This window comes from Kangiella geojedonensis, assembly GCF_000981765.1.
Lineage (GTDB): Bacteria > Pseudomonadota > Gammaproteobacteria > Enterobacterales > Kangiellaceae > Kangiella > Kangiella geojedonensis.
On sequence record NZ_CP010975.1, the window covers coordinates 64,708 to 78,270 of the forward strand.

The window sequence follows — 13,563 nt, forward strand, 5'->3', positions numbered from 1 at the left end:
AAATCTCTATATTTGAGCTTCTATTGAAGTAGGCCAAAAATAATATACAGCACTATGCTGATACCGCCAGCGGTTAGTGCATAAGGCAGCTGCGTTTTTACGTGATCAAGTAGGTCACAGCCAGCGGCTAACGATGAGATCACGGTGGTGTCGGAAATCGGTGAAGCGTGGTCACCAAACACGGCGCCACCTAATACCGCGCCAAGCACAAGGCTTGGTGATATCCCTAGAGCCAGAGCTAGTGGGATGGCGATAGGAATTAAAATACCAAAAGTCCCCCAAGAAGTGCCTGTGGTAAAGGAAATAAACCCTGCCAGCACGAAAATTAAGGCGGGAATTAACCATAGCGGTATAAAGTCACCTACCGCTTGTGCGACGAATTCACCGGTTTTTAGGTCACCCATAGCAGACGATAGCGCAAAAGCTAACAAGACCAAAGTGACTAACGGTAATAAGTTACCAAGTCCTTTAAAGCTTTGCTCCATCAGCTCTTTGGTGGGCTTCTTTGCATCAAAACGCAGTAATCCAAAAGCTAATAAAGTCGATAAGATCACTGACCATAATACTGACTCAGAGCCAGAGCCTTTGCGTAAATCGCCATCGCCAGTGATAAACATAAAGGCCAGAATGCTGACGACCATAAAAATTAAAGGGGCCAGCATATAACGCTTTTTAGTGGATTCAGGCAATATCTGCTCGACTTCCTCAGTGTGCTTGATGTTTTGCTCCATGGTGCGCATGGGCCCATGAACACGTGTGCTGAGCACTGTATAAAAAACGATAAGCAGAGTCACGATGGCGTAAAAGTTAAGACCTATACTGCCGAGCATAACGCTGGTGGGATCAGCAACCGCCGTTTCTTCGACATAGCCCAGGATCGCTGCGCCCCAACCGTTTAGCAGTATTAGTACGCTGATCGGTGCGCAGGTCGAATCGATAATATAAGCGAGGCGTAAGCGACTCATTTTGAATTTATCGAACAAGGCTTGGGACGAAAGGCCGGCGGTTAGGACGCTCATGTTGGTGTCGATAAAGATAGAGCTGCCGAGAATCGTTGGTAACATGCCAGCTTTACGCTGGTTATTGACTAAACTACGACGAGTCAGCCAGTCGACAAAGGCGGTCACGCCACCTGAGATTTTAATCAGCTGGATCAGCGCGCCGATTAACAGACTGAACATCAAAATACGGGTGTTATAAGCGCTGGAGAAGACGTTGATAATTCGTTCAACGGTATCGGTAAAGGCGTAAACAGGGTTACCACCCACCAGAATTAAAGATGCGGTGAAAATAGCCAACAGTAGGGCGATAGTCACTTCGCGTTTCCAGATGGCGAAAATAATGGCCACGATGGGTGGCAGGATGCTTAACCAGCTCATAGTTTTATCGTTTTATGTTAGACTAGCCTGTCTAAGCACTCTTCTTTGTAAGGGTCGAAAAAGCACCTTATAGCAATCGGTCAACAAATTCAATGAGCCATAAAACCACCCCAAAACGTTTCGTCGCTGGCGCCCGCTGCCCAGAGTGTAAGGAGATGGATAGCATCGTCTGTTATTACGAAGACGAGGTGTTCGTACGTGAGTGTGTCGAGTGTGATTTTCGGGAGTTGATTGGCGACGTAGAGCCTGAAGAAAAAGAGTCTGATCAAAAAGAGCCGGAAAGCGATGCTTCTAAAAAAGTCACTCCGGCTCAAATTATCAAGATTAAAGAACTTTAGGATGCAACACTTAGGCTTCTTCAGTTGGTGAGTCAGCCTCAGGAAGCAAGTTAATCGTATCGGGCTGGATCAAACTCGCTAAGCCACGCTGATACTCTTCTTGTTCTTGTATTGGATGGCCAAGTTCACGATAAGCTTGTCCTAAATAGTAATGGGCTTCGGCGGTCGGCTTCTGCTCAATACTTTTTTCCAAATAACTTTTCGCTTTACCCCAAAGCTGCGCCCTTAACGATAACTTACCTAGCGCTGTTAAAAGTGTTGTGTTGTGAGGTTTATGTTTTAACCAAGTTTCAGCCGTAGCAAGTGTTTTCGACGGCTCCTGACTTTCGATCATGCCGTATAGCTGAGCCAAAGGCTCTTGCCATTGTTGCTTCATGGAGTCTTTGATATGCAGCTCAAGTTGATCGTATTGATGGTGATCGGCCAAGATTTCCGCATAAGCCAACTGGCTTTGTGGGCGCTTGCGGACATTTTTAGGCAGCTTTAACCATAAGTCATTCACCGCAGGCAAACCTTCTCGCTGGGCTTTAACGCCAAGCAATTCAGCCCAGGCAATGACTTCAATATCATCGATGCGCTCAGGGTTATAAACACGGTATTTGCGCAGCTTTGGAAGAAGCTCTAATACTTTTTCCCACTCTGAAAGGCGTGTAAACAACTGGTGCAAAAGTTTTAAGACATACGGGTGGTGCGGTGACATCTCACGTAAATGGTTTAAAGTGGCTAAAGCTTGTTCAAACTGGCGATGTTGAATTTGCAGTTGAGCTTGGGTTAAACCTATAGCGATGTGCGCGTCGGGTTGTGCTTTAGCAGCAGCTTGTAAATACTGGTCTCGACTCTTGTCATCATCTTGCTCCTGCGCAGCGCGAGCCGCCGCAAGAAAGTTGATCAGTTTTGTATCGCGGAATTTTGATCCCTTAATAAGCAAATCTTCAGCAGTTTTCCAGTGACCTTCAGCTAAAGCAATCATTCCGTCAATCGTTTGTTGGCGGGCCTTGCGTAAGTTGCGGTCGCCGAACCAGCCTACCGTAATGTTGCTAGTCTTGAGTAAATAGCGAATGAGTAACCACAGCAACCATAAGCCAAGGAGGGATAGCAAGACCAAAGCGATGGCAAAGTTATTCTTGAACTCAATGGCAGTTTGATCGAGCAAGATGTAGGTCGAGCCAGGAACGTTGCTGATCAATGGTCCCAATATTAGTCCACCGAATAGAGCGATAAGGATGATCCATTTCAATTTCATGCTGATGGCTCCTCCTCAATGGATGCGTTGTTGTCAGTATCTTCTGAGTCTGTCGTTTCTGGTTCTTCCGTAGTAGGGCTGTCTGATTCTAGCCACTGTTTTACTTTTTGCTGCGAAATGTCACTAATTAACTGATAGGACTGAAGTGAAGCAGGAAGGTCTAGCTCGACAGAGCGATCGAGTAACTCTTCTAACTGTGTTAAATAAGCCTGTGTGGTGGCGGGCTTTTGTTTGAAGTATTGCTCGACCCATTGTTTCACATTACCCAGATTGGATTCATACAGTGGTTGATTGTTTTGCAGGGCGGCGAGCTGAGCCGTTTGTAGATTCAACAAGATGTTTTCACGCAACAATCGATCTTTTTGTGGGCTAATGAAAGGTTGTGTCGATTCGTCGAACTGGTGCACGGTATAGTATTTGCTGGCCGCATGAGACATAGAGTTCTTGAAGTGTTGCCAGCTTGAGACCTCCACTTCTGAGTTATTGTCTTCAGCTTCAGTCGATGTCTTGTCCAATTGCACGCTAGCTAACTCGAGTTGGCTGAGATTGCTCTTAAGAGTTTCAATGGCAATAGCCACACCTTCAATATCGAGGTTGCCGCTACCGCGCACGGCATTAATGTCTTGGCTAATTGCCTGTCTGATTTGGGTTAAAGAGCCATCGTTTAATTCAGACAGTTGGTTGTCCGCAGCTTGGAGTAGAGCAATGATTGATGCTGCATCGTCGGTAAAGTTTAATTTATAAGAAGCTTCACGAATTAAATACTCCGCTTCATTGAATAACCAGTCTTGTTGTTTTTCTGAGCTTAAGGTCTGGAATTTACGTTGAGTTGTGCGCAACTGCTCTTGAAGTTGATTGATGTAACGCTGATTTTGCTCAAGATCTGATGAGAGATCTCTAATGAGATCAGTTTGCTTAGACATTTTTGTTTCTAAGCTATGCTGCTGCATGGAGATTTGTTGTTCAATCTGATCGATACGATCGGCCTTATTCATAGTGCTTTGATAGTCTTGCCACTTCTGCCAGCCAAAGAAGACGGCATAAGCAATGGCTGCGACCAATATCAGAAAAATAAACCATTTGATGGGTTTGGAGCTGGAGCCATTGCTTCCCTTAGAGGTTTTTGCCGACGAGGCTTCTTTCGTAGAGGACTCTTTAGAAGAAGAGTCACTGCCACCATCAAGTGTTGGCTCATCAAATACTGAATCTGCAGCAGCTTGCTCATCGTGTGATGATGTCTCAGCGCTATCTTTACTAGAAGAGTCTTCGTGGTTCAGTTGAGACTGTTCCTCCGGACGAGGATCGTGAGATTCTGTGTTGTTTTCCTTGTTGCTCATCAGTGCCTTCTCTAGTTATGAATTCAAGGGTTTTAGTAATGTATCGCTTTGTTCAATATTATGGTCTTAACTTACGCTATTTCGCCATAAAATACAGCTTTTAACCAGTTCGTCATTGGAAGCATTGTTAGCAGTATAACAATTTGTAAAGCCAAATTGTTGAGCGATTTCGCTGATTCTTGGACTGCCTGAAATTATGCTGCAGGCTATTCGTTGAGAATGGTCGCTGACTTGGTTGGCGACTAACTCCATAAGCTGCCCACTGGTGACGACAATAGCGGATGATTCGGTGATTCGAGGCAACTGCTGAGAGGTCGCCTGACGTTGATAGACTGGCATAATAGTCAGTTGTTGTGCTGAAAAGTAGTCTTGCAACAGCTGACGTCCTTGATTGCCACGAATGAGTAATGTGGGCTTAGTTTGCAGTTGGTGTTGTTCGAGTAGGGCAATCATTCCTTCGCTATTGGGTGTGCTTGGAGTGAGTGCTGTGAAATTAAGTCGGCGCAAAGAGTCCGCTGTCGCATCACCTACCGCAATAATGGTTTTTGACTGACTCAGCTGCAAAAGGGAGGACATTTGCTGGCTGGAGAAAACGTCGAAACAGAAATTTACTGCTTGGCGGCTCACAAAAATCCAGGTGTCAGCTTGCTCCAATGCAGAAATTCTTTGCTTGCTATTAAAGCTAATATCAGGATTAAAACAAATGAGCGGACTGTGAGTACTAACAAAGTCGTTATGCGTAAGTTCATCACAGAGCTCTTCACCATAGGGTGATGGGCGAGTGACGATAACGTGTAATGGAGTACTCACAAACGCTGGTCCTGTTGTTAGTGATCGGTGCTCAACGCTTCTATCATTTCTTTTGCGCCCTGGGCCAGCAGTGAATCTGCAACTGTTTTGCCTATAGTCTCTGCGTCTGCAAAGTGACCCTCAGCTGTCGCTTCGATCATCTGGTTGTCGATGCCACCGACCAGTGCCCTCAAGGATAAGGTCTGGTCATTAATAGTAGAGAAAGCAGCGATTGGGACCGAACAACTTGCTTGAAGCGTTTGCGTAATAACGCGTTCGGCTTTAACACGGTAAGCAGTATGGTCGTCTTGTAACGGCGCTAATAGTTTATCCAGTTCAGGACTATCGGTGCGAGCTTCGATGCCAACTGCCCCTTGGCCGGGTGCTGGCAATAGTTGCTCTGGTTCAAAGCGGCTGGCGATACGATCCGCAAGCTTTAACCGAATCAATCCCGCGGAAGCAAGAATAATCGCATCGTACTGCTCCATGTCTAATTTAGAAAGGCGAGTTCCAACATTGCCGCGTAAATCAGTAATGTGAAGATCGGGGCGTAAAGCCAATATTTGCATTTTACGCCGAAGGCTTGAAGTGCCCACTGTCGCGCCAACGGGTAGATCGTCTAAGCTGTGGTAATTATTAGAGACGAAAGCATCGCTGGGATCTTCGCGCTCGCAAATCACTTTTAACTCTAAACCTTCTGGAAATTTATAGGGCACGTCCTTCATGGAGTGAACAGCGATATCGGCGCGGTTATCGAGCATGGCTTGCTCCAGCTCTTTAACGAATAAACCTTTACCACCTATTTTGCTGAGTGGTGTCCCAAGAATTTTATCGCCTTTAGTGGTCATTGGAACCAGCTCGACGGTTAAATGCTGGTGGATTGACTCTAGACGTTGTTGAATATATTCAGCCTGCCATAGGGCTAGCGGGCTTTGTCGCGTGGCGATTCTAATGGTTGAAATGCTCATAAATAATGGTCTGTTATTGTCGACCAAAACTGACTACTGAAATTTGTTGCAAGTTTAGCATAAATTCCAGTCAGTTAGCCTAGTTTTAACGACTTTAGTCGCCAGAAGATTGTAAAAATTGTCGAGCGTCTGCCTGGTGGCGGCGGCTGATAATTGGCTTAAATGTACAGTCTCTCAATAAAGCGACGCACTGCCCGTCATCTTGCTCAATACCATAAAAGTGTTTGCGATTAACCAAGGTGGAGCGGTGGATTCGGAGAAAAAACTGCGGAAAGCGTGTTTCTAAATCTTTAAGACTTTCGCTACTAAGCAGGGTTTTGTTGTGCAGGTGTATTTCGATGTACTTTTGATCGGAGTGTAAGAAAAGAATATTCTTTAGCAACACTTTACGCACCGTGTCACGCTCACGCACCGTGATAAATTCGTCTTTTACTTGGGGTTTTATCAGCTTGGATAATGCTTTGTTTAAGCGTTCTTTGCGGATCGGCTTGAGTAAATAGTCGACGGCATTAACGTCAAAAGCTTCTAATGCGTATTGGTCGTAAGCGGTGGTGAAAATAATGTTTAAATGCGGAAAATCTTTGCTGAGAATGTGCGCTAGCTCGACACCGTTCATGACCGGCATGGAGATATCCAGAAAAATCAAGTCCGGCTGTAGTCGCTGTATGAATTCTAGTGCTTGCTCACCATTACTGGCTTCGGCCATCACTTCAAGCTCAGCGTATTCGTCTAGTAGGCGGTGAATCCGCTGGCGCGCCGGTTGTTCGTCGTCAACAATAATGGTTTTAAGCATCAGAGTAAGCGTTCCCCATCTATAATTACAATTGTTTTGGTATTTTTACGAGGCAATAAAATTCATTCTGGGCTTGATGATATGTAAGTTGCGCTTTATTTCCATAAAGCACTTCAAGTCTTTGCTGAATATTTTTCAGTGCCATTGAGTTGCCTTTGTGGTGCTCGACTTCAGAGGGTGGTAAGGGGTTAGTAATTTCAAGCTGGATATGGTTTTGATAGCTGACCCCTTTGATCCGGATCGTACCGCCTTCAGGACGTTTTTGAATACCATGATAGACAGCGTTTTCTAGCAATGGCTGAAGGAGCAACGGTGGCAATAGCAAATTGTCAGCAATATGATGAACTTGCCACTCGACATTCAGGCGATCGCCAAGACGCTGAGATTCTAAGCTGAGGTACTGCTGACATAGTTGTTTTTCTTCTGAAAATGGAATCAAAACATCAGACCGTTTCATGCTGGCGCGAAAAATATCAGCCATGTCTAAAATCATCTGTTCTGTTTTTTCAGGATCGACCGCGGCGAGATTAGCCAGCGTGTTTAAGCTGTTAAATAAGAAGTGTGGGCGTATGCGCGATTGTAATGCCTGCACTCGAGCCTCCGCTTCCGATTGGATGCGCCGAACACTGTCTTCACGCAAGTAGAAATAGCGGAAAAAGACGCCGCTGACAATAAAGGCAATAATCATATTACGTAGTAAGAACCATAGCGATGGCTCCTGACTAAGGTAAAAACTGATCAATAGGCTAAAGCAAAGTGTTACCAACAAAATGATGCTGATGGCGAGTCCTGAAAATCGCTTTAACGAAAGCTTAGACTGCACTTCTAAGGGGAGATAGTGGCGTAATAAGCACAATAGTCCGAGACTCGTTAGCGATACCCAAAGTACAAAAAAGGAGTGCAGGCTGAGGTTATAAAAAAAGCTGGTGTGCCATTCGGGGGTGACTAAGCTCAACAACAAAGACAGTAAAATGCTGGCGATAACGGTTAAGTAAACCGTTGCCGGCTGACAAAAGTCAGGAAGCTGCTTGGCGCTGTTTAGATTGTCATCGGTGTCATTCATGTCTCCAATAGTCGCTTAAAACGCCGATAAAATCCACAGTAAAGCCACACAAACTATAAATAACTTGTTGAAAACAAGCATGTTTTAAGTATTTGAAACTTGTAAATAATGAGAGTTAGTTCTAGTATGGTCTTGGTAGTAGTAATTTTTTAGCTGAAGGTTACTACTCAGTTGCCACTGGAGGTTAGAATGGAGGCTCCAAAGTTTTTAGACTGGGTAGAGCGGCATAAAATAATAATTCGCCGCTTAATGATTCCCATACTCTTGACGTCGGCTGCGCTTGTCTATCTGCTGGTTTTTCTAACCGGCGGAATTAAGTATGTCTATTCACATTCCATGTATATTCCTATTTTGCTCGCAGGTTTTGTCTTTGGCACCAAAGGCGGTGCTGTGATGGCAATCATTGCAGGAATTATTCTTGGGCCCTTTATGCCGATTAGTGTGGATACTGGGGAGATGCAAAAGACGGCGAACTGGCTTTATCGGATGGGGTTTTTTGTGCTCATTGGATCGGTGAGCGGTTTTGCCAGCGATTGCGTGATTAAGTATATGAAGCGCCTGCGGTGGTTATCAAACTATAATCCGAACACGATGCTGCCTAACCGCAATGCTCTATTTAATGACTTAAAACGCTTCAATAAAGAAAGCTATGATGGTGACAATACTATTCTTGCGGTAGTGGCGATTGATAATATTCTTGAGCTGAAATCAGTGTTTGGTTTTGGCGTGATTGATGATGCGACTAGACAAATGGCACGCCGATTGGCGTTGAATGGTGGTGATGATATATACCATACCGACTCGGCGCAGCTAGCTATCGTGCTCAATAAAGACCCTGAGACCAATCAAAAGTTTTTGGATAATCTGAGTGTTCTGCTTAAAGAGGCTGTGACTTATAACGATATTTCTGTGCATGTGGAAACGCGCGTGGGTTATGTCGAGTTTAAAAGAATTGAGCTAGAACCCCAAGTGTACCTACATCGAGCGGAAGCGGCTCTGGCCTTGGTTCGAGAACGAGCCATAGAAATGACGGCTTTTAATCCTAAAATAGTGACCCAGACGGAAGAAAATTTATCTATCTTGGGTGAACTGCAAACGGCCATTAAAACGAAACAGTTGTGTTTATATTATCAACCCCAGGTTGATTTAAGAACAGGTGAAATACGTAGTGTGGAAGCGTTGCTTCGGTGGCAACATCCGAAACGTGGTTTGATAATGCCAGGAGCGTTTATCGCACGAGCTGAACAAAGCAGTCTAATTCAAACCATTACTGAATTTGCATTGCGTGAGGCTATCGAGCAGCATAAACAGTGGAAAATCCAAGGCGTTGAAATCCCCGTTTCAGTCAATATCTCAACGCGCAACCTATTGCACCAAAATTTTACCGAGCGGGTTATTGCCTTGTTGGACGAATACCAAATTGATGGTCGCTGGATCGAGCTTGAGGTTACAGAGAGTGCTATTGTTGTGGATATGGAGCAGGCCATTGATGAGTTGGTACAATTGGCTGAGGCAGGCTTTAGTATTTCCATTGACGATTTTGGTACCGGCTACTCATCACTACAATATTTGCATCGACTCCCTGTTTCATTGATTAAAATTGATCAATCATTTATCAAGCGCGTGCCAGAAGATAAAGGAGCCGTTTATATTGTTGACGCAGCGGTTACCTTAGCGCAAAAAATGGGTATTAAAACCATTGCTGAAGGCGTCGAAACCCAAGAAGTGTATGACTACCTTCAGCAGACGGAATGCGACATGGCTCAAGGTTACTTTATTTCTAAACCTATAGCACAAGACCGTTTCAGTCGTTGGTACTTAAATCAAAATGGTGTTTACGCGCATATGGCGTAGTTTTTCTAACTAAGAACTTTGTTAAAATACTGACCCAATGCTTGAATTTCTTCTAGGCAGACGGCGTGAGCCATGGGGTAATCTTGCCAGTTTACTCTGAAGCCATTGTCTTCTAACACTTTGGCGCTGTATTGGCCGCGCTGCATAGGCACAACAGGGTCTTGAGAGCCGTGGGCCATAAACACAGGTGTTTCGATATTGGCCTCTGTCTTTTCATCTGACAAGCTTTCTGGGATGGTTAAATAGGTAGATAGAGCAACGATCCCAGCGAGTTTTTGGTCAAAGCGAGTGGCCAAATGAAGTGCAATAGCCCCGCCTTGGGAAAAGCCGGCTAAAACGATTTTGTCACTCGGAATCCCTGATTCAATTTCTGATTCTATGATCTTTTTGACGAGTTCAGAGGACTGTCGCACTCCTTCTTTATCTTCACGGTTAGCCAAGTCAGCGTCGCGAATATCATACCAAGCACGCATTTCGTAGCCGCCATTAATCGTGACAGGCATCACGGGAGCATGGGGGAAAATAAATTTAACGCCCAGCTCAGGTGATAATTTCAGTTCAGGTACAATGGGTTCGAAATCATGGCCATCAGCGCCAAGGCCGTGCAACCAGATAACCGTCGCTTTATGTTCAGAAGTTGGTTCAACGTTAACGCAAGGCAATAAGTCTGAGTTGTTGTCTCTCATAATAGTCCTAGTAATTATTGGTGCTATGGAATTAGTAATTTAAGGTCAGGGATACCGTTTCGCCCGACTGCTGGCTTAATACACGATTAAGTAGTGATTCCAGCGACTCTTGATCTTTGTCGGTTTGCCACTTGCCGTCAATCCAATCTAAATGATAACCACCGTCCTTTGCCGCTAGCCACAATTGTTTTAATGGTGTTTGACGATTGATAATAACTTTTGTGCCATTTTCGACAGTAATGGTCAAAATTCCACCACTGGTTTCGTAATCAATATCCACCTCATCAAGCTCATCCAGAGCCTCTTCTATGGCGATTATAGTGTCATCCATCTTATCGTTGAATTCGGTTTCAGTCAGAGTGGTCATAGTGCGACCTCGTTGATTCTGTAATGGTTGAATATTGTGCCAGATGTGAGGTTGATTGCAATCACGCTTGCAGTCAAAACCAAGCTATTGCAAGATAAGACTTATTTTCTTAAAAAAAAGATTACGATGACGATAAAACGTTTACGGCAGCTGGGGATGATGAGCTTGGCCGTGCTGTTTTTGGCTGCTTGTGGGCAGAAAGGACCTTTATTCATGCCCGAGGAAGAACCAGAAAAACAGTTAGAAAATCAAAAGGTTGAAGAAGATCAGGAAGCTAAAGGGGAGGATCAATGATTGTCCCGTTTACTAAAATGCAGGGTATTGGTAACGATTTTATGGTGGTGGACGCCATTTCTCAGCCGGTATACCTAAACCAAGGTCAAATTAGCCAACTAGCACACCGAAACTTTGGTATAGGCTTTGATCAGTTGCTGATGATCGAAGCGCCACAACATCCTGAGGCCGATTTTCACTTCCGAATCTTTAATGCTGACGGTAGTGAAGCTGGGCATTGTGGAAACGGCGCAAGAGCGGTGGCTAAGTATGTTCGGCAAAAAGGCTTAACATGGAAACGTGAGTTACGGCTATCGACCAATACCGCAACCATGAATACTGTGATGGAAGATAATGGTTTAATCACCATCAATATGGGCAAGCCACGATTAGAGCCCGAAAAGATTCCGCTACGATTTGCGCAGCAGTCTGAAACCTACATGATTGATGCAGAAGGCATTCGATATAAGATTGGCGCAGTATCAATGGGCAACCCACATTGTGTGTTGCAGGTAGAAGATATCGACAAAGCGGCTGTTGGGAAAGTGGGGCCCATCTTGAGCCACCATAGTTATTTCCCAGCGCAAGCAAATGTTGGCTTTATGCAGGTGGTAGAGTCCAATGAAATAAAGCTTCGTGTTTTTGAGCGCGGCGTTGGTGAAACGTTGGCTTGTGGCACAGGGGCTTGTGCGGCAGTAGTGGCTGGTCGTTTGCAAAAGATTTTAGATGAAAAAGTAAAAGTCACGTTACCCGGCGGTAGCCTTTGGATTCGCTGGGCGGGTAAAGGGAGTCCAGTGTATATGACGGGACCTGCAAAAGTTGTGTTCGAAGGACAAATTGATGTCTAACAGACGTCGTGCGTATTGAATTATTGATGAGAAACGAAGATGGCTAAAGCTGCTGAAGATTTAGAAAGAGTGGAAGGCAAGATCGCGAATTACTTAGAAAAGAATCCTGAGTTCTTTGAACGTCACCCACAGCTCTTAGAAAATCTAAAAATTAACCACAAAGTGTATGGATCGGTATCGTTAGTTGAGCGCCAAATTTTGAACCTGCGACAGCGCACAGAAAACTTGCAGGGTCGATTAAATGAAATGATGGACAATGCTCATGTGAACAGTGAGTTATTGGTAAAGTGTTCAGAGTTAGCGGTGAACCTGATTCAAGTTTCGACTAAGCAAGAAGTGGTCGACACCTTGAGTAAAAAAATCCATGACTATTTTAACATTGATGACTGTCAACTGTGGCTATGTCAGAACAACGATAATCTTGAAAACGTTAAAGTTTCGGATATTGATACTTTGCGTAAATTAACCGATCAACAGTTTATACAAGATGATCCAGTTTGTGGACGAGTGACAGAAAGCATTAACCAGTTATTTGATAGCGAAGATGCGCTTGAGTCTTATGCATTGATTCCTTTGGGCGAGGGCGCGGAAGTCGGCATTATTGCTTTAGGAAGTCATAACGTTGAGCTTTTTACAGCTGATATGGGAACGCTCTTTTTACGATTTATTGGTGATGTGGCGGAAGCTTGCTTAACCCAGTGAGGTTAAATAAATGGCTATGATAAAAGCGGTCAACGACTATTATGATCAGCTACTTCATCAGAAGCAATACTCTGAGCACACAGTAAATAATTATAAGCGTCAGATTTTAGATTTTATAAACTACTTAGCAGAAAGAGTTAAAGATTGGCCAAAAGTATCAAGCCAAGATATTCGGCTATGGATGGCGCACCATCATCGAAACGGTGCATCGGCAGCGACAATAGGTTTAAAGCTTTCGTCATTGCGCGGTTTTTTGGATTATTTGGTGTCACAAAAAATCATTAAGACCAATCCAGCTCTTGGTTTAAGGGGCCCGAAAAAGCCAAAGCGTTTACCTAAAAACATTGATGTCGATAGCTTAAATCATTTTATAGATAGTTTGCCTGAATCTGAGCCTATTGAGATTCGGGACAAAGCGATGATCGAATTGTTGTATTCGGCTGGAATCCGACTGTCAGAATTATCGTCAATGAATTTAGACTCAATTAACTTTAATGACCAAACGCTAAGAGTACTCGGTAAAGGTCGGAAAATTCGCGAAGTGCCGTTTGGAACAGCAGCATCAAAGTTACTTAGAAAGTGGATCAAAAACCGTGTGTCATTTATCAAAGATCCCAATGAAAAGGCATTGTTTTTAAGTAATCGGGGGCAACGTTTAGGCAACCGCTCGATACAACAACGTTTAAATTATTGGGGAAAGCGTCAAGGGTTAACCGATGTGTTGCACCCGCACAAATTACGACACTCTTGCGCAACACATGTTTTAGAATCCTCCAGTGACTTAAGAGCGGTTCAAGAATTGTTAGGCCATGCCAGTATTTCCACCACACAAATTTATACGCACTTAGATTTTCAACATCTCGCTAAAACCTATGATGCAGCGCACCCTCGAGCTAGAAAGAATAAAAAAGATAACAAATAAC

General features: G+C 44.3%; 15 protein-coding genes. 6 read left to right on the forward strand and 9 right to left on the reverse strand.

The genetic code is table 11. The features are described from left to right. Positions 1-20 precede the first annotated feature (20 nt). A complete protein-coding gene (locus tag TQ33_RS00335; RefSeq protein WP_046560299.1) occupies positions 21-1,379 on the reverse strand; it encodes a Na+/H+ antiporter NhaC family protein in 1,359 nt (452 codons plus the stop codon). Between the two features lie 92 nt (positions 1,380-1,471). Here TQ33_RS00335 and TQ33_RS00340 point away from each other — a divergent pair, with 92 nt between their 5' ends. After that, positions 1,472-1,717 carry a YheV family putative zinc ribbon protein gene (locus TQ33_RS00340; protein ID WP_046560300.1) on the forward strand — a complete coding sequence of 82 codons (246 nt, stop codon included), beginning with the start codon at positions 1,472-1,474 and terminating at the stop codon, positions 1,715-1,717. 10 nt (positions 1,718-1,727) lie between these two features. Here TQ33_RS00340 and TQ33_RS00345 read toward each other — a convergent pair whose 3' ends face one another. The 6 genes from TQ33_RS00345 to TQ33_RS00370 all read right to left on the reverse strand — a co-directional run bounded on the left by TQ33_RS00345 (position 1,728) and on the right by TQ33_RS00370 (position 7,910). Then, positions 1,728-2,960, reverse strand: a complete 1,233-nt coding sequence (locus tag TQ33_RS00345) for a heme biosynthesis protein HemY (RefSeq protein WP_046560301.1) — start codon at positions 2,958-2,960, stop codon at positions 1,728-1,730. Beyond that, positions 2,957-4,297 carry a uroporphyrinogen-III C-methyltransferase gene (locus TQ33_RS00350; RefSeq protein WP_052735136.1) on the reverse strand — a complete coding sequence of 447 codons (1,341 nt, stop codon included), beginning with the start codon at positions 4,295-4,297 and terminating at the stop codon, positions 2,957-2,959. The genes TQ33_RS00345 and TQ33_RS00350 overlap by 4 nt, the downstream gene beginning before the upstream one ends. Positions 4,298-4,363: 66 nt before the next feature. Beyond that, entirely contained in the window at positions 4,364-5,107 is a 744-nt protein-coding gene (locus TQ33_RS00355; RefSeq protein ID WP_046560302.1) for a uroporphyrinogen-III synthase, read from the reverse strand. A gap of 17 nt (positions 5,108-5,124) precedes the next feature. After that, positions 5,125-6,054, reverse strand: coding sequence for a hydroxymethylbilane synthase (gene hemC / locus TQ33_RS00360; RefSeq protein ID WP_046560303.1), 930 nt, complete (start codon positions 6,052-6,054; stop codon positions 5,125-5,127). A 94-nt stretch (positions 6,055-6,148) separates the two neighbouring features. Further along, positions 6,149-6,847, reverse strand: a complete 699-nt coding sequence (locus tag TQ33_RS00365) for a LytR/AlgR family response regulator transcription factor (protein ID WP_046560304.1) — start codon at positions 6,845-6,847, stop codon at positions 6,149-6,151. Between the two features lie 25 nt (positions 6,848-6,872). After that, positions 6,873-7,910 (reverse strand): sensor histidine kinase, encoded by a 1,038-nt coding sequence (locus TQ33_RS00370; RefSeq protein ID WP_046560305.1) that lies wholly within the window; start codon positions 7,908-7,910, stop codon positions 6,873-6,875. Between the two features lie 189 nt (positions 7,911-8,099). Here TQ33_RS00370 and TQ33_RS00375 point away from each other — a divergent pair, with 189 nt between their 5' ends. After that, positions 8,100-9,764, forward strand: coding sequence for a putative bifunctional diguanylate cyclase/phosphodiesterase (locus TQ33_RS00375; RefSeq protein ID WP_046560306.1), 1,665 nt, complete (start codon positions 8,100-8,102; stop codon positions 9,762-9,764). Between the two features lie 5 nt (positions 9,765-9,769). Here TQ33_RS00375 and TQ33_RS00380 read toward each other — a convergent pair whose 3' ends face one another. Together TQ33_RS00380 and cyaY are read right to left on the reverse strand one after the other, a co-directional pair. Next, a complete protein-coding gene (locus tag TQ33_RS00380; protein WP_046560307.1) occupies positions 9,770-10,450 on the reverse strand; it encodes an alpha/beta hydrolase in 681 nt (226 codons plus the stop codon). Between the two features lie 31 nt (positions 10,451-10,481). Continuing rightward, complete coding sequence (gene cyaY, locus TQ33_RS00385; protein WP_228640198.1) at positions 10,482-10,817, reverse strand: iron donor protein CyaY; 336 nt, start codon at positions 10,815-10,817, stop codon at positions 10,482-10,484. 126 nt (positions 10,818-10,943) lie between these two features. Between cyaY and lptM the strand changes: the two genes are divergently transcribed. From lptM to xerC, 4 genes are read left to right on the forward strand one after another with little or no spacing between them, the layout of a single operon-like run. After that, positions 10,944-11,111: an LPS translocon maturation chaperone LptM gene (lptM, locus tag TQ33_RS11945; protein WP_228640202.1), complete on the forward strand. Its 168-nt coding sequence runs from the start codon at positions 10,944-10,946 to the stop codon at positions 11,109-11,111. After that, positions 11,108-11,938 (forward strand): diaminopimelate epimerase, encoded by an 831-nt coding sequence (gene dapF / locus TQ33_RS00395; protein ID WP_046560309.1) that lies wholly within the window; start codon positions 11,108-11,110, stop codon positions 11,936-11,938. The genes lptM and dapF overlap by 4 nt, the downstream gene beginning before the upstream one ends. A 39-nt stretch (positions 11,939-11,977) precedes the next feature. Continuing rightward, the gene (locus tag TQ33_RS00400) at positions 11,978-12,640 is read left to right on the forward strand and encodes a DUF484 family protein (RefSeq protein ID WP_046560310.1); all 663 of its coding nucleotides are present in this window, start codon (positions 11,978-11,980) and stop codon (positions 12,638-12,640) included. A gap of 16 nt (positions 12,641-12,656) precedes the next feature. Next, positions 12,657-13,562 carry a tyrosine recombinase XerC gene (gene xerC / locus TQ33_RS00405; RefSeq protein ID WP_046562188.1) on the forward strand — a complete coding sequence of 302 codons (906 nt, stop codon included), beginning with the start codon at positions 12,657-12,659 and terminating at the stop codon, positions 13,560-13,562. Position 13,563: the final 1 nt, after the last annotated feature.

Excerpts from the sequence above, each read along its gene's own strand:
- TQ33_RS00335 (WP_046560299.1), bottom strand. The coding sequence starts at position 1,379 with ATGAGCTGGTTAAGCATCCTGCCACCCATCGTGGCCATTATTTTCGCC.
- TQ33_RS00340 (WP_046560300.1), top strand. The coding sequence starts at position 1,472 with ATGAGCCATAAAACCACCCCAAAACGTTTCGTCGCTGGCGCCCGCTGC.
- TQ33_RS00345 (WP_046560301.1), bottom strand. The coding sequence starts at position 2,960 with ATGAAATTGAAATGGATCATCCTTATCGCTCTATTCGGTGGACTAATA.
- TQ33_RS00350 (WP_052735136.1), bottom strand. The coding sequence starts at position 4,297 with ATGAGCAACAAGGAAAACAACACAGAATCTCACGATCCTCGTCCGGAG.
- hemC (WP_046560303.1), bottom strand. The coding sequence starts at position 6,054 with ATGAGCATTTCAACCATTAGAATCGCCACGCGACAAAGCCCGCTAGCC.
- TQ33_RS00365 (WP_046560304.1), bottom strand. The coding sequence starts at position 6,847 with ATGCTTAAAACCATTATTGTTGACGACGAACAACCGGCGCGCCAGCGG.
- TQ33_RS00370 (WP_046560305.1), bottom strand. The coding sequence starts at position 7,910 with ATGAATGACACCGATGACAATCTAAACAGCGCCAAGCAGCTTCCTGAC.
- TQ33_RS00375 (WP_046560306.1), top strand. The coding sequence starts at position 8,100 with ATGGAGGCTCCAAAGTTTTTAGACTGGGTAGAGCGGCATAAAATAATA.
- TQ33_RS00380 (WP_046560307.1), bottom strand. The coding sequence starts at position 10,450 with ATGAGAGACAACAACTCAGACTTATTGCCTTGCGTTAACGTTGAACCA.
- cyaY (WP_228640198.1), bottom strand. The coding sequence starts at position 10,817 with ATGACCACTCTGACTGAAACCGAATTCAACGATAAGATGGATGACACT.
- lptM (WP_228640202.1), top strand. The coding sequence starts at position 10,944 with ATGACGATAAAACGTTTACGGCAGCTGGGGATGATGAGCTTGGCCGTG.
- dapF (WP_046560309.1), top strand. The coding sequence starts at position 11,108 with ATGATTGTCCCGTTTACTAAAATGCAGGGTATTGGTAACGATTTTATG.
- TQ33_RS00400 (WP_046560310.1), top strand. The coding sequence starts at position 11,978 with ATGGCTAAAGCTGCTGAAGATTTAGAAAGAGTGGAAGGCAAGATCGCG.
- xerC (WP_046562188.1), top strand. The coding sequence starts at position 12,657 with ATGATAAAAGCGGTCAACGACTATTATGATCAGCTACTTCATCAGAAG.